This is a genomic window from Mesorhizobium sp. M0018, from assembly GCF_040323955.1.
Taxonomy (GTDB): Bacteria; Pseudomonadota; Alphaproteobacteria; order Rhizobiales; family Rhizobiaceae; genus Mesorhizobium.
In genome coordinates, this window is sequence record NZ_JAMYVL010000035.1 from 1 (window position 1) to 18,210 (window position 18,210).

Here is an 18,210-nt window from a genome sequence, read left to right on the forward strand (position 1 = left end):
CCTATTATGTCGATGACATCCGCGACAAGGAGATCGAGGCCGCGGGCGGCGGTACCGACAAAGCATTCGCCTCCGTAAGTCATGCGCTTGCGGCCGGATCGGAGATCGAGCTTCTCGCCACCAGCAATCCGTCCGGCACGATGGCAATCCACCTCGCGGGCAACGAATTCGGCCAAATCATCCAGGGCAATGCCGGATTCAATATCATCAATGGCGGCGGTGGCGCCGACACGATGGCTGGCTATGGCGGCCCCGATACCTACTATGTCGACAATGCAGGCGACAGGGTGATTGAGGCGGTGGGTGGCGGCGCCGACAGGGTGGTCACTTCGGTGAGCCATACGCTTTCAGCAGGCTCGGAGATTGAGATTCTTGCCACCAACAACCCGTCCGGGACGACGGCAATCAACGTCACCGGCAACGAATTCGGCCAGACCATTCAGGGCAACGCCGGCGCCAACATCATCAATGGCGGCGGCGGCGCCGACAAGATGGTCGGCTATGGCGGCAATGACACCTACTATGTCGACAACGCCGGCGACAAAGTCTACGAGGCAGTGGGCGGCGGCAGCGACAAAGTGCTCGCCTCGGTGAGCCATGCCCTTTTGGCCGGCTCGCAGATCGAGCTCCTCGCCACCACCAATCCGTCCAGTACGTCTGCAATCAACCTGACCGGCAACGCCTTTGCCCAGACCATCCAGGGCAATGCCGGCGCCAATGTCATCAATGGTGGCGGCGGTGCTGACATCTTGACCGGTAACGGAGGCAATGATGCCTTCGTGTTCAACAGCGCTCTTGGAGCCGGCAATATCGACAAGGTCACCGACTTCAACAAGCTCCAGGACAAGATCCAGCTCGACGACGCCGTTTTTGCCGGGCTTAAATTGGGCGGCCTTTCATCCGACGCTTTCTTTGCTGGCACGGCTGCGCATGATAGCTCCGACCATATCATCTACAACAGTTCAACAGGAGCGCTCTCTTTCGACAGCGACGGGATCGGTGGCGCAGCTCAAATACAGTTCGCCACTCTCTCTCCAGGTCTGTCGCTTACGGCAGGTTCGTTCCTTGTGATCTGAACGACCCGGAACGGCGGACCTTCAATTCGAGACGGTCCGCCGCTTTATCTTTGTTCAAGCACCGGATTTTTCCAAAGCGGGATGCCCATTTCTGGCTGATGCTCAACCTTCGTCACCCAGCGGGTTCGAGTTGTGTGCGTCAAGTTCAGCAAAATGGCGTGGCATTGCGGTGACGTCGGCGTGTCCGCCGCGCAGCCCCCGTGTTTAGCGGAGCGGCGGACACATGACGGTGCTCAGGCGGCCAAGGCCCTCAGGCTCTCCAGCTGGGAACCAGCCCTACTCTCACCTTTTGGGAGGTTTCCTAAATTGATTTGATTTCGATCACGGAGATCTGCCGACCGATACCAGGTGACGAGCGCGCAGATGCCTACGAATTGTCCACAGCTAATTGGTTGGGCAGTGAAACTGTGGAGGGGCCCGGAGTCAGAGGTTAACGTCATTTTGAATTTCCGTACGAAAGTTGACGTCTAACGCATTAAAATCTATAAATGTATAGCCATTATAAAAATATCGAGGAACTTCAAAAACTACAGCGCCTTCAAAATAAAGTCGCAATTCTGGCATCATTCTGACATCAGAAGACAATAAGCATCTTGTCCTAAGTCGCTGCTGTCAAAATAAGTCACAATCCGTGCAGCATTCCTACAAACGGTCAATGATTCTATCGACGGGTGTCTGTATGTGATTTGGCGCTAATATACGCCGTCTGTAGGTAGACGCCGGGCGCTATCGAAATCAGAAAAAGGAATATTGGATGGCAACTCTGCATTATACGTCGGGTGGATCCGCCACCGAAATCGCAACTGCCGGCTTCAATCTGGCTGACGTTCAGTACGCTTCGCAAGTCGACGCGTTGCCGGACGGCATGAAGGGTCTGGTGTACCTCAACGAGCACGAGGGCGTAACTTCATCCTTCATCGAGAAAATGACCCCCTTCCTCGGCAATCCGAATGTGTTCGGATTCTATCTGGTTGACGAGCCCGATCCCACGGGCAGGTGGGGCACCTATGCAACCGCCGAGAACCTGAAGGCGGAATCCGACTGGATCCATGAGCATTTTCCAGGCGCCAAGACCTTCATCACCATGATGAATATGGGATCCCCGACCAATCCGGATTTTACCAACACCTACAATCCCGCCAACACGCATATCGACTATTTTGGAATAGACCCCTATCCGGTGCGCACGGGAACGGACACGGTCGACTACGACATGATCGACCGAGCCGTGGCTGCAGCGGTGAAGTCGGGCATCCCGATCAGCAACATCGTTCCGGTCTTCCAGGCCTTTGGCGGCGGCAATTGGGAGACTTCCGATGGCGGCAGACAGGTCATGCCCACCACCGAACAGATGCAAACCATGATGGATCATTGGGCCAAGCTGGTTCCGTCACCCGCCTTCGACTATACCTACAAGTGGGGAACGCAGAACGGCGATACCGCGCTTGAAAGCTCCTCGGAACTGCAAGCCGTTTTCCGGGAACACAACACCACTACCGCTGCGGCCTCAGACATCACCAGCAGTGACAGCAGTGCTGCTGCGCCCGCGTCCGACGCCGCCACCAGCGATAGCAGCTCGACTGTGACTGCGCCTTCCCATGCCGCAACCGGCGATAGCAGCTCGACTGCGACCGCGCCTTCCCATGCCGCCACCGGCGATAGCACCAGCGATGGCAGCTCGACCGCGACGGCGCCTTCGCACCTCATCGCAAGCGATGGCAGTTCGACTGCGACCGCCGCCGCCAGCGCCACCACGAGCGATGGCAGCTCGACTGCGACCGCCCCTTCCCATGCCGCCACCGGCGATAGCACCAGCGATGGCAGTTCGACTGCGACCGCCGCCGGCGCCACCAGGAGCGATGGCAGCTCGACTGCGACCGCCCCTTCCACCGGCGATAGCACCAGCGATGGCAGCTCGACCGCGACGGCGCCTTCGCACCCCATCGCAAGCGATGGCAGTTCGACTGTGACCGCCGCTTCCCCCTCCGACCGCGGCGGTTTTCACGCTCTGACCGATCTGTTCGGCAGCAACGACACCAGCCATGATACTGCCGGCGACAAGGGAGGCAGCAGCGTTGACCGGGTGCTGGCCGCGTTGAGCCCCGCGCTTTCGTCCGGCTCGGAGCTTGCCGCGACCAGCAGCCCATCCGAGAAAACGGCAACCAGCCTGACCGGCCACGGGTTCGCCCAACTGCTCCAGGGCAACGAAAATGCCGGCGCCGGTGTCCACAAGAGCGCCGTCGCCGACCTGACATCCGGTCACGGCAACGATGCCTTCGACTTCAGCAAGCTTCAGGACAAAGTCCAGCTCGACCACTCCGCGCTTGCCGACCTCAAGTCGGGAGGGCTTTCATTGCATACGTCCCCTGCTGTTACGGCCACGGATGATGGTTCCCACCACATCATCTTTGACAGCTCAACCGGGTCGCTCTCTCTCGACAGCGACGCGGTCGGCGGCGCAGCTCAAGCGCAGCTCGCTACCCATCTCCCGTTGCAGCATCACTCTTTGATCTGAAAACCGGAGCGGCGGACCTTCAACTCGAGCGTGTCCGCCGCTCCGTCCGTGTTCAATTGCGCCACGGAAGCTTGACTAAGAAAAATGCGATATCGGCAGACATCAGAGAGATCGAAGTTGGTCGCATTATCGCGAATGCGAATTCCGGATTCACCACACCCTACGCAGTCTCGGCAATATTCAGCACTGCGTCGATCTCGGCCATCACCGTTTCCGGCAGCGGCCCTTTTTCCAGCGCACCGAGATTGTCCTCGACCTGCTCGGGCCGCGTGAAGCCGGGAACCGGCAAGGCGATTGCCGACTTGGCGAGTATCCAGCCGAGCGCGCCTTGCGCAAGCGTGCGTCCGCCCGAGGTGAGCAGGTCGCGGATTGCCGAGAGCCTTGACAGATAGTCCGGGTTGGCGGCGCCATCCCTGAAAAACACCATCCATTCGGCATTCCCGCCGCGCACATCGTTGGTGGGCAGCCGCATGGCCGGCGTGTATTTGCCGGTGAGCAGCCCCATTGCCAGCGGCAGCCGGCTGAACGAGACGAGGTTCTCGCGCGCCGCAACGGCCATCAGCTCGTTCGCCGGGGTAAACACATTGAAGTCGTTCTCTACGGCGACGAACCCCTCGCGCGGCGCGTAGGCGGCAAGCCGTTCGCGGTGATCGGTGCTCCAGCCGAAGCCGCCGATCTTGCCCTCCTGGCGCAACAGGCCGAGCGTATCGAACACCTCGCCGGCGCGCTCGATCGGATACTCGTTGATATGTAGCAGCACGACGTCGATACAATCCCGCTGCAGGCGCTGCCGCGAATTGTCGATCGATGTCCGGATTGCCGCGGCAGAGGCATCCTCGGGTGCGATCTTACGCGTTTCGGGATCGCCGAAATAGCCGACCTTGGTGACGATGACGGCTTCGTCCTTACCCCTCAACGCCCGCCCGAGGATCAGTTCGGCATTGCCGGCGCCGTAGGCGGCAGCCGTGTCGAACACCCGCGCGCCGATCTCATAAGCCATCGCCAGCGCGGCTTGCGACCTGATATCATCGACCTCGCCATAGATTGTCGCCGTGTCACGCCAGCGCGCGGGGCCACCCGCCGCCCAGGTGCCGATGCCGATGCGCGGTACCGAGCGGCCATCCCAAAGCATCATCATCTGCATGCCCGGCTCCTCAACGACGCAAGCTGGCGTGGCGGGCACGCTCGCGGATCTCTTCGCGAGAAATGCCGGCATCCGCCAGTGTGCTGTCCCGGGCCTGCCTCAAGCTCGCAAGCGTCTGGCGATAGGCAATCCAGCGGGCGAAACGGTATCGAAGTTCATCCAACATGATCGTCTCCTTTGGTACGCAGAATGCCTGCGCGCCTGGGTTGGTCGGAAGCGCAAAACCTCTGCGCCAATCGCATGCGCGATCGAAAGGGTTCAGTTTGCTTCTTGGCCAGCCGAGGCGCTTGTCCCTGTCCCGCCAGGCAGGATTGTCCAACGCCTCCAATGCCTGCATACTTGCGCACGATGCCTGCTTTGCGCTACAGCCACGGTCGCAAGGAGTTTTTCATTTCTGCAAAATGGATATCGGCTGGGACGATCTGAGGTTGTTTCTCGACGTTGCGCGGCTGGGTGGCTTGAGCGCAGCGACGGGAACCACGCGCCTCAGCGCAGCCACCCTTGGACGACGCGTCACCGCGCTCGAAAAGCAGATCGGCGAACCTCTGTTCGTGCGCCAGCAGACCGGCTACCGGCTGACCCCGGTCGGCGAGGAACTGCTGCGGCGCGCCGAAGACGTCGAGGCGGCAATGCAGTCGCTGACCCGCTGGCGCGAGGGAAACCTGCCCGACCGCATTGTCCGCGTCTCGGCCGGGCCATGGACCTCGGCCTTCGTTTCCGCCCATATCGGCGAGATCTGGACGGTCGATGACGGCATAAGGGTAGAGCTCGTCACCACCATCGACCGGGTCGACATCGGCCGCCGTGCCGCCGACATCGGCATCCGCAGCGAGCGCCCGACCGAGCAGTGGCTGGCCGGCCGTCAGAGCGGCAAGGTCGCCCACGCCATTTATTCCGGACGTCACCTGATCAACGGCATCGCCGCCGGATTGTTCGTCGGCGTCACCGGCGAAGGCGCAAACATTGCCTCGGCGCGCTGGCTGCAAGCCCATCACGGCGACCGCATCGCCGTACGCGGCAACAACACCCACTCGGTGCGCGAACTGGTGGCCGCCGGCGCCGGCCTTTCGGTCTTTCCGTGCTTCGTCGGTGACGGCGATCCGCGGCTGGTTCGCGTTGCTCAGCCTATCCCCGAACTCGAAACCGACCAATGGATCGTCACCCATCACGAGGAACGTCACTCCCCGCCGGTACGGAAAGTCGCCGACCGGATTGCCGCCTTGATGCGGGCGCACCAGCCGCTGTTTCGCGGCGAGACGCCGATCCGGTAAGCCTCAGGCAGATCGGCCGCCAGTGGATCAAGAATCAGATATTTTGGTGGGCCGGACGATGGTACCGCCGCCGTTGAGGACGCCGGAGTGCGGCGCGCTGCTCGTCGAGATCCTTGCCTTGGGCGAAGAGAGCGGTATAAACCGACCAGCACGGGGCCGCCTATCCGGTCACTCGTCCTCCTGCCGGCTCATAGCCGTATGCTTCGCCCTTACGCACCACGCGACCGATGCCCGGCCAGCCAAGGTGCGCGCCGGCGATCCACGTCCCCGCCTCGGCCGCGTCACTGAAAACCTTTAGGCGGGTTGCGCGCGCGGTCAGCTGATCGTCGTCATAGCCCCAACTGAACGCGGGATTGCCGAACTGCAAGGCCGGCACATGAACGATGTCCCCGAAGAATAGGAAACGATCCTCGTCCGTGTCGAACGTGTAGCCGGTATGACCGGCAGCATGACCGGGCAAGGCGACCGCCCTCAATCGCTCACCCACCTGGTCGCCATTCTGGACAGGCTTCAGCAGGGGCCGGAACTGCGCAAGGTGCGCGTAAGCGAAAAAGCTCTGCACAGCCGCCTCGGGAATTACGATCGCCTTCAAGTTTGGAAAGAGCACTCGGCCGTCGGGGGTCAAAAGTCCGTGCACATGATCCTGATGGGCGTGGGTGAGCGCCAAGACCGTGATCGAAGCCGGGTCGATCTTGGCTTCCGCCATGGCCTGCTCAAGACGCCCCACTGTCAGGGCCCAGCCCCCTCCTCCGCTGTCGATCAGAACGCCGTCAACGCCTGGACCTGCAAGGGCGAAGCAATTGACAGACAGGCGAAGCGCCCCTGCCTTCGCAGCTTGCGGCACCAGATTATCCTGCGGATCCCGCAGAAGGTCCGCCGGCATCTCGATGTAACCGTCCGAGAGCGACCAGACGCGCCACCTTCCCGACGTGCTGCCGAGCACGTTATTGGTTTGCGATGTCACGATCATATGGCCACCTGCCGCAAACGAAAATGGAGGATAGGTTCGATTGTCACTATTTGGCTCTCTGCATCCTCTGCGCAAAACGTGGGAAACCGATGAAGATCAATGCGGAAAGCACCCGATCTCGATAGGCCATGGATCGGAAGATGATCGTTGACGGATCTGCTAGCTTCGCGGCGATGCCAGCTCTTATTGCATTCCCATGTAGATTCTCCCTTCGTAAGCTCGTCAATCATCTGATTTATGCGCTTTCGGCGTGTTTCCGGGTGACGGGCGCGCTCGATCCAATGCAAGTAATCATTGCGCTGATAGGGAGGCCGTTGCTCGAAAGCAGTCATCAGATTTGCGGCCTCGAGCTCTGCACGCAAACTGTCGGGCATCTTAGCCAACGGACGTTTCAGCAACTCACATCTCCGCCATTCGAATCCTGATGCTGGAATAGATCACAAGTCAGCCGTCGCGCCTGCGAGACCGCAGCCGGCCTGGCGACAGCCCTTTCAATCGGGTCACGACGCGATTCATATGGGCCTGGTGAGTGAAACCCGCGTGCTGAGCAATCTCGGCCAGCGGCAGATCGCTATTTTCCAAAAGCTCGACCGCGCGATCAACGCGGCGGCGTAAAATGAATTGATGTACCGGCAATTGCGTCGCCTCGCGAAAGGCGGCGGTGAAGGCGCGTCGTGGTATTCCCGCGATTCCAGCAAGATGGTCGATCGACACCCCCTTTTCCAGATCGCCGTCAATCGCAGCGAGGACCCGGTCGAACCGCTGCGAGGTTAGGACCGGAGACTTCTGCTGCCGCTGGCGTGCATGCCCGAGACGAAGCAGGTTCGCGAAAACCAGGCCCAGCGTCCATTCGCGGACGATCGGGTTGGCGGGCGGGTCGCCTTCGAGGCGTCGACACAACTCGGCCACCAGCGAATCGCGTATCGGTCGATCGGTCAGGATTACCAGGTCCTCGGGGGTCCCGCCTGCGGATACCAGGAGCCTTGACGCCAGCGCGGAGTCAACGGTGATCATCGTCAGCTCTCGCGGCTCCTCGATCTTGAACCGCGTGGCACGCTCGGGAAGACTGAGCAGCAGGTCGCCGGGGCGGGTGAAGACGCGCCGCAGCCCGCGGCCAAGATCGATCTCTGCATAGGATGAACCGCTGCGAATCACACGCAGCTGAACGACTCCGGCCGGCGCATGGCGATAGTCGCCGGCAGGAAAGAACAACCTCTTTGCACTTGCCGCGATCACCATCGTTGTACCGGGCGTCCGGACGCAAGTTCCTCCAGGACTTCGATGATCGATCGCCGCATCCTCGATCCTTGATGCCTACACTTTTGCCCGTTTGTCGGGTCCACCAGGCGCATCATTTGCCAGGGCAGTCAGTTCACCAATCCGGGGCACAAAGATATTGTGCAGTGTCTGGGTCATAATGGTCATTTCACGCTGAACTTGCAGTTCCTGTGCGGCGGGAAACAATGTGTCCTGCAAGAAGAGCTCCAGGCCTGCCTTGTCGTCCCATATCTCGATGATGCGATAACCATCGTCTGTGGCATGCGCGATGTGCTGGTAGATGCCGCCAGCGGGCCGTTTCTCCACGCCGATCCGATCGAGGATGCGGCTATAATCTTCGGCCGTCAGGCCGGCAATATCAAGTGTCGTCACTACGGCCATGGTTCATCCTCGCTGCTGATAGTGGTTGTTTGAGGTGGAGTTCTTGGACGGACCCCGGATCCTATTGGGCCGATGTCGTTTGGCATCGCCCGCCCTGACGGCGAGTTTGTCTCCCGAACTTCACCGACAGGAGCGGTCTTTGGTCCTCAGCCACCGAGCGCCTCGATGACAAGACGGGCGGTCGCCGCTCCGGAGAAGTTCTGCTGGCCGGTGATCAAATTGCCGTCGCGCACGGCAAAATCGCGCCACAGCCCGGCCTGAATATAGTTCGCGCCGAGCGCACGCATCTCATCCTCGATCCGCCATGGCATCAGATGCGTACCGTGCGGCAGCGCGCCCATCTCCCAGACGGCATTGTCGGCGAAGTCCTCCTCGACATTGGCGAACCCCGTAACAGTGCGCCCTTTGGCCAGCAGCTCGCCGGTTGAGAGGCGCGCGTAACGCAGCAGCGCGACGCCATGACACAAGGCAGCCGCGACCTTGCCGGCCGCGAAGAAGTTGACGAACAGCCGCTGCAACTCAGTTGCGTCTTCGAAGGTGAACATCGGCGCCTGGCCGCCAGCGACGACGATCGCGTCGAACGCGTCGACCGACAGCTCTGCGATGGGCCGGGTCGTCTCCACCAGCGCCGCCAGTTTCGGCGTCGACAGGAAACCGAGCGAGATCAGATCCGTATCCGAATAGCCGGACGGATCGCGCGGGTCGCTCAACGCATCCGCCTCGCATTTGCCGCCCTCAGGCGAGAAGATCGCGACTTTATATCCGCGCGCGGTGAAGGCGAGCCAGGGATGAGTTAACTCGCTCCACCAAAACCCGACCGGCCAGCCTGTGGTGGTTGACACAGCCGGGTTTGAAAGGACCATCGCGACGCGTTTAGGATGCCGCGGGTCGAGTGGGTTGGAATCGCGCACGCTCATCGCGCCATCTCGACCGGTTCGCCAAGATTCGCCCAAATCGTCTTGTATTGGGTGTAGCTTTCCCACGCCTCGCGGCCCTGCTCGCGGCCATAGCCGCTCATCTTGAAACCTCCGAACGGCGCATTAGGATGGTACTTGTGCCAGCAGTTCAGCCAGACCGAGCCTGCCTTGATCCGGTCAGCGAGCCGCAAGGCGCGGCCGAGATCGCTGGTCTGGATGCCCGAGGCGAGCCCGTAGTTCGTATCGTTGGCGATCCGGATCGCGTCCTCCTCGCTGTCGAATGGAATCACCGGCAGGACAGGGCCGAAAATCTCTTCGCGCGATATCCTTAGGTCGTTGGTCGCATCGGCGAAGATGGTCGGCTCGATGAAGAGGCCCTTGCCGTTGACCTGGCGGGTGCCGCCGCCCGCGGCCAGTCGCGCGGTGCGCTTGCCCTCTTCGACATAGCTCAAGACCTTGTCATACTCGCCCCGCGATGCGATCGGCCCGATCATCGTCGCAGGGTCCAGCGGATCGCCGAGCGTCGCCGACTTCGCCATGGCGCTCAGCTTCTCGACGACCTCGTCATAACAGGCGCGTTCGACCAGCAGGCGCGATCCGGCGACGCAGACTTCGCCCTTGTTCCAGAAGATGCCCCAGAAGGCTGCCTGTATCGCGGCATCGATATCGGCATCGGCGAAAACGATATTGGGACTCTTGCCGCCGAGCTCCATGGTCAGGTGTTTCATCGTCCCGGCACCGTTGCGCATGATGCCCTGGCCGACGGCGGTCGACCCGGTAAAGGCGATCTTGTCGACGCGGACATCGTTGACCAGCGCGTCGCCTATGGTGCCGCCCGGGCCGGTGACGAGATTGTAGACGCCCGGCGGCACGCCCGCGTCGAGGATGACTTGCGCCAAGGCGAGGGCCGTCAGGGGCGTGTCGGTCGCAGGCTTGTGAACGACCGTGTTACCCGCCGCGAGTGCCGGCGCGATCTTCGAACAGGACAGCGCGAGGGGAAAATTGAACGGGGTGATCGCAGCGACCACGCCGAGCGGCTCGCGCCGCGTCAGGATCCTGATATTTGGTTCGTAGCTTGTACGATAGGCGCCGTCCATCGCGCTCATGGCGAGCCCGCCATGAAAGCGGAACAGTCCTGAGCAGTGCGGCATGATGATATCGCGGAAATCGCGATAGGGCATACCCATATCCATCGCCTCGCGCACCGCGAAATCCTCGGCCCGCTCGTCCATCAGATCGGCGATGCGAAACAGGATCTTGGCGCGCTCCTCATGATGCATCCGCGCCCAGGGTCCTTGCTCGAAAGCCCGCTGCGCGGCCGCGACGGCATCGCTCGTGTCGGTGACGTCCGCCTTCGCAATATCGGTGATAGCCGCCTCCGTGGTCGGATCAAAAGTCGTCGAAGTCTCGCCACTGACGGCATCGCGCCATTGGCCATCGATCAGCAGACGTCCTACTGGAATCGCGTTGCGCCGCGCGGGTAGATAATCAGTCATGAACCGGTTCCGTCCTGTCGAATGAGATTGAAGGAAATTGTCGGCCCCATCCCCCGCCGATAGGCGAGTTGGACCAATAGCAGCATCATCGGCTCGATCAGGCGCGAGGCCGTGAGATCGCCGACATCGACCGGCATTGTCGGTAGATCGGCGAGAAGCCGGCAAACCGCCGCCTTGGCATTAGCGTCATTGCCGGCGACATAGCTCGTCACCGGATCGCCGTTGAGACGCGGATCATCCCTGTCAAGCAATTCGGCAAACGTCGGAATGCACTTGACGACAAGCGCGCCCGGCGCGTGCCTCTGAACCTCCTCGCCTACAGAAGTCGCAGTGCCTAGCAGCATCGTGGAAAGGTCAGGCGCGACTGCATTGGTATTGTCCCAGACGACCTTGCCCGACAAATCGCCAAGCGCGTCCATCGCCAACTCGAGAGCCGGCCATGGCGTCGCCAGGGCAATTACGTCGGCCCATCTCGCTACTTCGTCAGGGGCACCGAAGCCAACACGGAGGGTTGCCGCGATTGCGCGCAACTTGCCTTCGTCACGACTGAAGCTGAGGCGAATTTCGTGCCCGGCGAGGCCAAGACGTTTCGCCAAGGCCTTCCCGAGCGAGCCTGGTCCGATGATCGCAACTTTCACAACTGCCTCCCGACACGCGATCGGGCTTCCCTAGCATCATTGCAGTCGCGCTTATTTCACGAATTGCCCTTGCACGATCGGGCGCACTTGTCACATGGGTCGGCGCCAATTGGCATCCGGATCGGCGTTCACGCCCTCCCCTGAATGTGTCCCTACTGGGGACATATGTGCGGGGCGACTATAGAGCAGGGTACCATTTTCTCAGCGCAGTTCCCCAGGGCACAAGGCTGCTCATATTGGTTGACGCTAGATTTTCTTTGCCTAATCCGTCGGCGTTGCGATGACTTTTGTGGCATCAGCATAACGCGATTGCCTGCAAATCCGGGGAAAGGCCGCCTCAGGACGGCTTTCCGGACTGGCACGCCCCTTGCTTCGTTGTTCACGTGCAGAGCGTCTAGGGTTCCGGCCGTGTCGATCACGGTGCTGGTCCAAGAGACGCGACCGCTTGAGATGCATTGAGGCATCCGGCGGAACACGGCGGGCCAAAATCCCGGGAGAACCCTGCACGGGTTTGCTGGCGCGAACCTCTCCCGGATGCGCGCTCCGTGAACCCCCCAAACAGACGTTCGGACGCAATCCGGATCGCAAACAGGGGTATGCAATGCTTCGCAAACTGGCCGCAATCATCCTAGCCGCATCACTCAGCCTCCCCTTCATCTCAGCCGCGCAAGCGGCGCCCAAGAAAGACTTCAAGATTTGCTGGTCGATCTATGTCGGCTGGATGCCGTGGGGCTATCTTTCCGACAGCGGCATCATGAAGAAGTGGGCCGACAAATACGGCATCAATGTCGAGATCACCCGCATCAACGACTATGTCGAGAGCATCAACCAGTACACCGCCGGCGGCTTTGACGGCTGTTCGATGACCAACATGGATGCGCTTTCGATCCCGGCCGGCGGCGGTGTCGACACGACGGCCCTGATCGTCGGCGATTTCTCCAACGGCAACGACGCGGTCATCCTCAAGAACAAGGCCGCGCTCAAGGATATTGCCGGCCAGAAGGTCAATCTCGTCGAGCTTTCCGTCTCACATTACCTACTTGCGCGCGCACTGGAGACGGTGGGGTTGGCCGAAAAGGACATTACGGTGGTGAACACCTCCGATGCCGACATGGTCGCTGCCTACGGCACCAGCGATGTCACCTCCGTCGTCACCTGGAATCCGCTGGTCTCGGAAATCGCCGCCATGCCGGGCGCCCACAAGGTATTCGATTCGACTGAGATTCCCGGCGAGATCATCGACATGATGGTCGTCAACACCGCGACGCTGAAGGACAATCCGTCCTTGGGCAAGGCGCTTGTCGGTGCATGGTATGAAGCCATGGCGCTGATGACGTCGGGCACGCCCGATGGCAAGGCGGCCAAGGAAGAGATGGCCAAGGCGTCGGGGACGGATCTTGCCGGTTTCGACGCTCAGCTTGCATCAACGGCGATGTTCTTCGAGCCGGCCAAGGCGGTCGCATTCACCAACGGCGCCGAACTGCCGAAGACCATGGATCTGGTGCGCAACTTCCTGTTCAGCCACGGCATTCTTGGTACCAACGCGCCGACCGTCGACGTGATCGGCATGAGCTTCCCCGATGGCTCGACGCTGGGCGATGTCAACAACGTCAAGCTGCGCTTCGATCCGGCCTTTATGGCAGAGGCGGCGGGCGGAACGCTCTGACGCGGGAGCGCGACATGCTAGTCAGAGGTACCGGCATCATGCAGGCCGCGGCAGGCCCCGAAGTCGCCCGCCTGCAACCTAGCAGGCCGAAAGCGCGGCTTCGCCTCATCAACGCGACGGTCTCGCGCGGCGGAGCGTTGCTGCTTGGGACGCTGCCGTTTGCCGCCGTGGCGATTGCCTATCTCTTCGCTTCGTCGCAAAGGCTGGCGGTCAATCCCAGCGACAAGCTGCTGCCCTCCCCTGCACAGATGTGGTCGGCCTTTTCAGACCTGGCGACAGTGCCGGACAAGCGCTCCGGCGACCTGATCCTGTGGGCCGACACCTATGCCAGCCTGATCAGGCTGTTCGCCGGAGTCGGCATGGCCACGCTGGTGGCGCTCAGCCTCGGCGTCGCCATAGGTTTCATCCCGCGCGTCAGGGCCTTTCTGCTGCCCTTGGTCACAGTTGTCTGCGTCATCCCGCCACTGGCGCTGCTGCCGATCCTGTTCATTGCGCTCGGCCTCGGCGAAACGGCCAAGATCACCTTGATCGCTCTCGGCGTCGCACCGGTCATGGTGCGCGACATCGCCAACCGGGTGATGGAATTGCCGCCGGAGCTCGTCGCCAAGGCACAGACGCTCGGCGGCAACAGCTGGACCATGGTGCTCAGGCTGGTGCTGCCACAGGTCATGCCGCGCCTCATCACTTGCGTACGGCTGGCGCTTGGGCCGGCCTGGCTGTTCCTGATCGCGGCAGAAGCCATCGCCTCCACCGAGGGGCTCGGCTACCGCATCTTCCTCGTTCGTCGCTACCTGTCGATGGACGTCATCCTGCCTTACGTCGCCTGGATCACGCTGCTTGCGGTGATGACCGACTGGCTGCTCGTGCGGCTCTCTCACGTCATCTCGCCCTGGGCTCATCCGGTGCGGCGCAGATGAGCCGGATCCTCGTCCATGGACTGGAGAAGAGCTACGGCGACGCCCGCGTGCTGGAACGGGTCAACGTCTCCGCCGAAGCGGGTGAATTCCTGTCGCTGGTTGGCGCCAGCGGTTGTGGAAAATCGACGTTCCTGCGCATCCTGCTTGGCCAGGAACAGCAAAGTGGCGGCGTGGTCGTCGTCGGCGACCAGCCGATCGTGCCGGAGCCGACGCCGCAGCGCGGCATCGTCTTCCAGCGCTATTCCGTGTTTCCGCATCTGACCGCGTTGCAGAACTTGCTGCTGGTCGAGGACTTCCGTTCGGGCGGACCGTTCGGCCGCGTCTTCGGCGCCAGGCGCACAAGCGCCAGGCAAGAAGCCGAAACCATGCTGGAACGGGTCGGGCTTGGCCATGCGCGCGACCTCTATCCGGCCATGCTTTCTGGCGGCATGCAGCAGCGGCTGGCGATCGCGCAGACCTTGCTCGGCCGGCCGCAGATCCTGCTTCTCGACGAGCCCTTCGGCGCACTCGATCCCGGTATTCGCATCGAGATGCATGAGCTGCTCACCGAGCTCTGGACCGAGCACGGCATGACCGTGGTCATGGTCACCCACGATATCGGCGAGGCATTCAAGCTCGGCACCCGCGTGCTGGTCTTCGACAAGGTGCGCCACGACCCCCAGTTCCCGTCCGCCTATGGCGCGACGATCACCTACGATCTGAAGCTCGACCGCAAGCACCGGGCTTCCGCACGAGACGTGGCCGAAGTGGCCGCGATGGTCGGGACGACCCGACTGGATAACGCAATCGCGACGACGGCGTCGTGAAGGAGGTTTCATGCACAGAGATAGTCCAGAACGCCGGCATCGTCGCGCCGGGCTCACCGACCACCAGCCACGCCAACGCTTCCACCATCCGAACTTCGAGATCCGCGACATGCAGGGCTGGAAGTCTATCGAGGCGGAAGGAAAGCTGCCCGAGGACGGCTGGCGCAAGGAACAGAAATGGGCACTCGACATGGGCCTGCCCGGATCGGATTCGATCATCGACAAGTCGATCCCGACATTCGCGCGAGGCGAGTTGCCGCACTTCGCCGGCATCAACACCTTCCTCAAGGCGCCCTATGTCGAGAACGTCCGCGATGTCGGCAGATATGACGCTGCCGTCATGGGCATTCCTTTCGACAGCGGCACCACTTACCGGCCCGGAACCCGCTTCGGGCCGCAAGGCATGCGCCGCATCTCGGCGCTTTACACGCCTTACAATTACGAGCTCGGTGTCGACCTGCGCGAGCAGATGACGCTTTGCGACGCCGGCGACGTCTTCACCATCCCCGCCAATCTCGAAAAGAGCTTCGACCAGATCACCAAGGGCGTCAGCCATGTCGCCTCGTCCGGCGCGCTGCCGATCATGCTCGGCGGCGACCATTCGATCGGGTTTCCGTGCGTGCGCGGCATCGCCGACGTGACCTCCAAGCGAATCGGCATTATCCATTTCGACCGCCACATCGACATCCAGGAAAAGGATCTCGACGAACGTATGCACACGACGCCCTGGTATTGGGCGACCAACCTGCCGAACGTCTCGGCCACCAATCTGGTGCAGCTCGGTATCGGCGGCTGGCAGGTGCCCCGCTACGGCGTGGCCGAGGCGAGAAAGCGCGGAACCAACGTGCTGACGATCTCCGATATCGAACAGATGGGGCTGGAGAAGGCGGCCGAGATCGCGCTCGAGATCGCATGGAAGGACACCGACGCCGTATACATCTCCTTCGATGTCGACAGCATCGATTGCGGTTTCGTGCCGGGTACGGGCTGGCCGGAGCCCGGTGGCTTCCTGCCGCGCGAGGCACTGAAGCTGCTCGGGCTAGTGTCGGCGCCCGGCATCTGCGGACTGGAAGTGGTCGAGGTGTCGCCGCCCTACGACACGTCAGACATCACGGCGCTGTTTGGCGTGCGGGTTGTCGTCGAGGCGCTCGGCTCGATGGTCGCGCACGGCAATCTCGGCAAACACAAATCCATCATCGACAAGCCGACGAGCTTTTGACCATGCACGATGATCATCACCACCACAGCCATGATCATGGCGACGGTCACCATCACGGGCCGAACGGTCATCATCACCATCCCCACCCCGTCGGCCACAACGGGCCGGCCGGCAAGCCGTTGCAATGGCAGACACCGCATCTACCGCACGACCATGCGCCCGAACCCGCCGACGCGCGGGCGACCGATCTCGATCTCGTCGAGATCGCGTTTCTCGAAGGGTTTTCGCGGGCGCCCGACCCGTCCAGTTTCCTGCGCCTCGCCGGGATTCCGTTCGTCGGCGAGACCGCCGACGGCGTGCGGCTGCATCTTCTGCGCGTCGAGACGCAGGACATGGTCGATGTCGGCGCCGTCATGCCGCTGATTGGCGGCGCCGGCGTCACCTATCACCCGCTGCCCGCGAAACTGACGTCGCGCCGGCGCCGCCTGGCCTTCGTCTACCATAACGGCAAGGCACAAACGCCCCTTGACTTCGGCGAGGCCCGACTTCTGGCCGACAGGTCCGGCGCCGCACAATTCACCATGCCAGGGGCCGGACAATGAGCACCGGCCTTGAACCGATCGCACCCCTATCAAACAGGTCCAGAACCATGAACAGAACGCTTTCATTCTTCGGTAGACTCGCCCTGGCAGCCGCCACAACCCTCATCCCCTCATTGGCCTTCGCCCATAGCGGCGGTTTTCATGCCCACGGGTTTGTAGACGGCCTTCAGCACCCGCTGACCGGTATGGACCACCTGCTTGCCATGATGGCTGTAGGCATCATTGCCGCTCGCGCCGGCGGCAAGGGGATCATCATCGTGCCGTCGTGCTTTGTCTCGGCGATGCTCGCTGGCGCCCTGCTCGGTATCGCCGGCATCGGCCTGCCCTCACTGGAAACCGGCATAACGCTGTCGCTGGTGGTCTTCGGCGCGATAATGGCGCTTGCCAAGCCGCTTCCGCTCGCTGTGGCCGCCTCGCTGACTGCTCTCTTCGCCCTCTTCCACGGCAATGCCCATGGCCTCGAAATTCCCGAGACGGCCAGCGGCATCGCTTATGCAATCGGCTTAGTGGTCGCTACTTCGGCTCTTCACGCGACCGGCGCGTTAGCCGCCCTGACACTTCGGCGCTGGCCGCGAGCCATCCGCACGGCAGGCGTCGGCACGTCGTTGGTCGGCGTGGCGCTGGCGGCACAGATCATCTGAACCGCAGCCCATTCATCTGCGATGAACAGGAGGCGAAGGCGTGATCAACCGGCTAACCGTTTGGCAGCGCATTCGAAACGTGCTGTACCAGATCCTGAATACCCGGTCTGAGCGACCCTGATCTCATCCGGAGATTGAGGCTAGCAGCTTGCCGTAAGCCGCGCGCGCGTACGGAGCGGTCCGCCGTGGGTCGCGACTAACTTCCTAGCTGCAGCCGGACCGTCTTGCCTGACGTAGCCGGCCTGTTCCCAGCTACGCCAAATGATCGCCGTCGTGAACTCCGTGCCGGCGAGCGTGACTTGGTCGTCGCCGCTGCTGGCGGCCTCCCGGGCGAGGTCATGAAGAACTGGCGTGTCAAAGCGCCGAACACATTCGATCGCGAATTCGGCTTCTCACGCATGGGCTACGAGATCGCCTGGGGTGCGGCGATGGCCGATGTAGCATCCAGACAGTAATTCGAGGTCGATTGCGTAGGGGACTATGCGCGGCTTTCTATTCCGAACACCGTGCCGGCGTCGTTCAAGCACTTGATAAACGATCCTGACACTCCACCGGCGGTTGGCAACACATCTGCGGCCTCCACAGGCCCACCATAAGTCAATAAAATCAAACGCTATGGACGGCGGTTCGCCAGCCTTGACTTGGCTAACCAAGTGCAACAATGCCTCTAAATCATTGAAAGATAACGATAATGGTGGGCCCGGAGGATGTGCTAGAAACGTCAATTTGATTG

17 protein-coding genes, 1 pseudogene and 1 riboswitch are annotated in these 18,210 nt (G+C 61.8%); of the genes and pseudogenes, 9 read left to right on the plus strand and 9 right to left on the minus strand.

Annotated features, from left to right (window positions below; translation table 11 throughout):
* Positions 1-1,076: pseudogene (locus NKJ81_RS29820) on the plus strand (calcium-binding protein); the annotation flags it as partial.
* Positions 1,077-1,830: 754 nt separating this feature from the next.
* On the plus strand, positions 1,831-3,591 hold the full coding sequence (locus NKJ81_RS29825) for a calcium-binding protein (protein WP_352542641.1): 1,761 nt from the start codon (positions 1,831-1,833) through the stop codon (positions 3,589-3,591).
* 160 nt (positions 3,592-3,751) lie between these two features.
* Here NKJ81_RS29825 and NKJ81_RS29830 read toward each other — a convergent pair whose 3' ends face one another.
* Both NKJ81_RS29830 and NKJ81_RS29835 read right to left on the minus strand, forming a co-directional pair.
* Positions 3,752-4,735, minus strand: coding sequence for an aldo/keto reductase (locus NKJ81_RS29830; RefSeq protein WP_352542642.1), 984 nt, complete (start codon positions 4,733-4,735; stop codon positions 3,752-3,754).
* A gap of 10 nt (positions 4,736-4,745) precedes the next feature.
* On the minus strand, positions 4,746-4,901 hold the full coding sequence (locus NKJ81_RS29835) for a YjiS-like domain-containing protein (protein WP_156937304.1): 156 nt from the start codon (positions 4,899-4,901) through the stop codon (positions 4,746-4,748).
* A 235-nt stretch (positions 4,902-5,136) separates the two neighbouring features.
* Here NKJ81_RS29835 and NKJ81_RS29840 point away from each other — a divergent pair, with 235 nt between their 5' ends.
* Positions 5,137-6,006 carry a LysR family transcriptional regulator gene (locus NKJ81_RS29840; RefSeq protein ID WP_352542643.1) on the plus strand — a complete coding sequence of 290 codons (870 nt, stop codon included), beginning with the start codon at positions 5,137-5,139 and terminating at the stop codon, positions 6,004-6,006.
* 160 nt (positions 6,007-6,166) lie between these two features.
* On the opposite strand, the gene NKJ81_RS29845 is transcribed toward NKJ81_RS29840, so the two are convergent.
* The 7 genes from NKJ81_RS29845 to NKJ81_RS29875 all read right to left on the minus strand — a co-directional run bounded on the left by NKJ81_RS29845 (position 6,167) and on the right by NKJ81_RS29875 (position 11,686).
* Positions 6,167-6,976: an MBL fold metallo-hydrolase gene (locus NKJ81_RS29845; RefSeq protein WP_352542644.1), complete on the minus strand. Its 810-nt coding sequence runs from the start codon at positions 6,974-6,976 to the stop codon at positions 6,167-6,169.
* Positions 6,973-7,350 carry a YdeI/OmpD-associated family protein gene (locus NKJ81_RS29850; RefSeq protein WP_352542669.1) on the minus strand — a complete coding sequence of 126 codons (378 nt, stop codon included), beginning with the start codon at positions 7,348-7,350 and terminating at the stop codon, positions 6,973-6,975. Before NKJ81_RS29850 ends, NKJ81_RS29845 begins: the two co-directional genes overlap by 4 nt.
* Positions 7,351-7,420: 70 nt before the next feature.
* Positions 7,421-8,215, minus strand: a complete 795-nt coding sequence (locus NKJ81_RS29855; protein ID WP_352474471.1) for a helix-turn-helix domain-containing protein — start codon at positions 8,213-8,215, stop codon at positions 7,421-7,423.
* Positions 8,216-8,290: 75 nt separating this feature from the next.
* On the minus strand, positions 8,291-8,635 hold the full coding sequence (locus NKJ81_RS29860; RefSeq protein WP_352542645.1) for a hypothetical protein: 345 nt from the start codon (positions 8,633-8,635) through the stop codon (positions 8,291-8,293).
* Between the two features lie 146 nt (positions 8,636-8,781).
* A complete protein-coding gene (locus tag NKJ81_RS29865; protein WP_352542646.1) occupies positions 8,782-9,552 on the minus strand; it encodes a type 1 glutamine amidotransferase domain-containing protein in 771 nt (256 codons plus the stop codon).
* Complete coding sequence (locus NKJ81_RS29870; RefSeq protein WP_352474467.1) at positions 9,549-11,048, minus strand: aldehyde dehydrogenase family protein; 1,500 nt, start codon at positions 11,046-11,048, stop codon at positions 9,549-9,551. The genes NKJ81_RS29865 and NKJ81_RS29870 overlap by 4 nt, the downstream gene beginning before the upstream one ends.
* Positions 11,045-11,686, minus strand: coding sequence for an NADPH-dependent F420 reductase (locus NKJ81_RS29875; RefSeq protein WP_352474465.1), 642 nt, complete (start codon positions 11,684-11,686; stop codon positions 11,045-11,047). Before NKJ81_RS29875 ends, NKJ81_RS29870 begins: the two co-directional genes overlap by 4 nt.
* 383 nt (positions 11,687-12,069) lie before the next feature.
* Positions 12,070-12,185: riboswitch (guanidine-I (ykkC/yxkD leader) on the plus strand.
* A 102-nt stretch (positions 12,186-12,287) separates the two neighbouring features.
* Between NKJ81_RS29875 and NKJ81_RS29880 the strand changes: the two genes are divergently transcribed.
* The 6 genes from NKJ81_RS29880 to NKJ81_RS29905 are packed head-to-tail and all read left to right on the plus strand — an operon-like array spanning position 12,288 to position 17,477.
* Positions 12,288-13,352 carry a putative urea ABC transporter substrate-binding protein gene (locus NKJ81_RS29880; RefSeq protein ID WP_352542647.1) on the plus strand — a complete coding sequence of 355 codons (1,065 nt, stop codon included), beginning with the start codon at positions 12,288-12,290 and terminating at the stop codon, positions 13,350-13,352.
* 38 nt (positions 13,353-13,390) lie between these two features.
* Positions 13,391-14,269 carry an ABC transporter permease gene (locus NKJ81_RS29885; RefSeq protein WP_352474480.1) on the plus strand — a complete coding sequence of 293 codons (879 nt, stop codon included), beginning with the start codon at positions 13,391-13,393 and terminating at the stop codon, positions 14,267-14,269.
* Complete coding sequence (locus NKJ81_RS29890) at positions 14,266-15,075, plus strand: ATP-binding cassette domain-containing protein (protein ID WP_352542648.1); 810 nt, start codon at positions 14,266-14,268, stop codon at positions 15,073-15,075. The genes NKJ81_RS29885 and NKJ81_RS29890 overlap by 4 nt, the downstream gene beginning before the upstream one ends.
* 10 nt (positions 15,076-15,085) lie before the next feature.
* Positions 15,086-16,294: an agmatinase family protein gene (locus tag NKJ81_RS29895; RefSeq protein ID WP_352542649.1), complete on the plus strand. Its 1,209-nt coding sequence runs from the start codon at positions 15,086-15,088 to the stop codon at positions 16,292-16,294.
* Between the two features lie 2 nt (positions 16,295-16,296).
* A complete protein-coding gene (locus NKJ81_RS29900; protein WP_352474461.1) occupies positions 16,297-16,836 on the plus strand; it encodes a hypothetical protein in 540 nt (179 codons plus the stop codon).
* Between the two features lie 47 nt (positions 16,837-16,883).
* Complete coding sequence (locus NKJ81_RS29905) at positions 16,884-17,477, plus strand: HupE/UreJ family protein (protein WP_352542650.1); 594 nt, start codon at positions 16,884-16,886, stop codon at positions 17,475-17,477.
* The last annotated feature ends 733 nt before the right edge of the window (positions 17,478-18,210 follow it).

Excerpts from the sequence above, each read along its gene's own strand:
- NKJ81_RS29870 (WP_352474467.1), bottom strand. The coding sequence starts at position 11,048 with ATGACTGATTATCTACCCGCGCGGCGCAACGCGATTCCAGTAGGACGT.
- NKJ81_RS29860 (WP_352542645.1), bottom strand. The coding sequence starts at position 8,635 with ATGGCCGTAGTGACGACACTTGATATTGCCGGCCTGACGGCCGAAGAT.
- NKJ81_RS29880 (WP_352542647.1), top strand. The coding sequence starts at position 12,288 with ATGCTTCGCAAACTGGCCGCAATCATCCTAGCCGCATCACTCAGCCTC.
- NKJ81_RS29850 (WP_352542669.1), bottom strand. The coding sequence starts at position 7,350 with ATGCCCGACAGTTTGCGTGCAGAGCTCGAGGCCGCAAATCTGATGACT.
- NKJ81_RS29835 (WP_156937304.1), bottom strand. The coding sequence starts at position 4,901 with ATGTTGGATGAACTTCGATACCGTTTCGCCCGCTGGATTGCCTATCGC.
- NKJ81_RS29895 (WP_352542649.1), top strand. The coding sequence starts at position 15,086 with ATGCACAGAGATAGTCCAGAACGCCGGCATCGTCGCGCCGGGCTCACC.
- NKJ81_RS29840 (WP_352542643.1), top strand. The coding sequence starts at position 5,137 with ATGGATATCGGCTGGGACGATCTGAGGTTGTTTCTCGACGTTGCGCGG.
- NKJ81_RS29845 (WP_352542644.1), bottom strand. The coding sequence starts at position 6,976 with ATGATCGTGACATCGCAAACCAATAACGTGCTCGGCAGCACGTCGGGA.
- NKJ81_RS29900 (WP_352474461.1), top strand. The coding sequence starts at position 16,297 with ATGCACGATGATCATCACCACCACAGCCATGATCATGGCGACGGTCAC.
- NKJ81_RS29825 (WP_352542641.1), top strand. The coding sequence starts at position 1,831 with ATGGCAACTCTGCATTATACGTCGGGTGGATCCGCCACCGAAATCGCA.
- NKJ81_RS29865 (WP_352542646.1), bottom strand. The coding sequence starts at position 9,552 with ATGAGCGTGCGCGATTCCAACCCACTCGACCCGCGGCATCCTAAACGC.
- NKJ81_RS29890 (WP_352542648.1), top strand. The coding sequence starts at position 14,266 with ATGAGCCGGATCCTCGTCCATGGACTGGAGAAGAGCTACGGCGACGCC.
- NKJ81_RS29905 (WP_352542650.1), top strand. The coding sequence starts at position 16,884 with ATGAACAGAACGCTTTCATTCTTCGGTAGACTCGCCCTGGCAGCCGCC.
- NKJ81_RS29855 (WP_352474471.1), bottom strand. The coding sequence starts at position 8,215 with ATGGTGATCGCGGCAAGTGCAAAGAGGTTGTTCTTTCCTGCCGGCGAC.
- NKJ81_RS29885 (WP_352474480.1), top strand. The coding sequence starts at position 13,391 with ATGCAGGCCGCGGCAGGCCCCGAAGTCGCCCGCCTGCAACCTAGCAGG.
- NKJ81_RS29830 (WP_352542642.1), bottom strand. The coding sequence starts at position 4,735 with ATGCAGATGATGATGCTTTGGGATGGCCGCTCGGTACCGCGCATCGGC.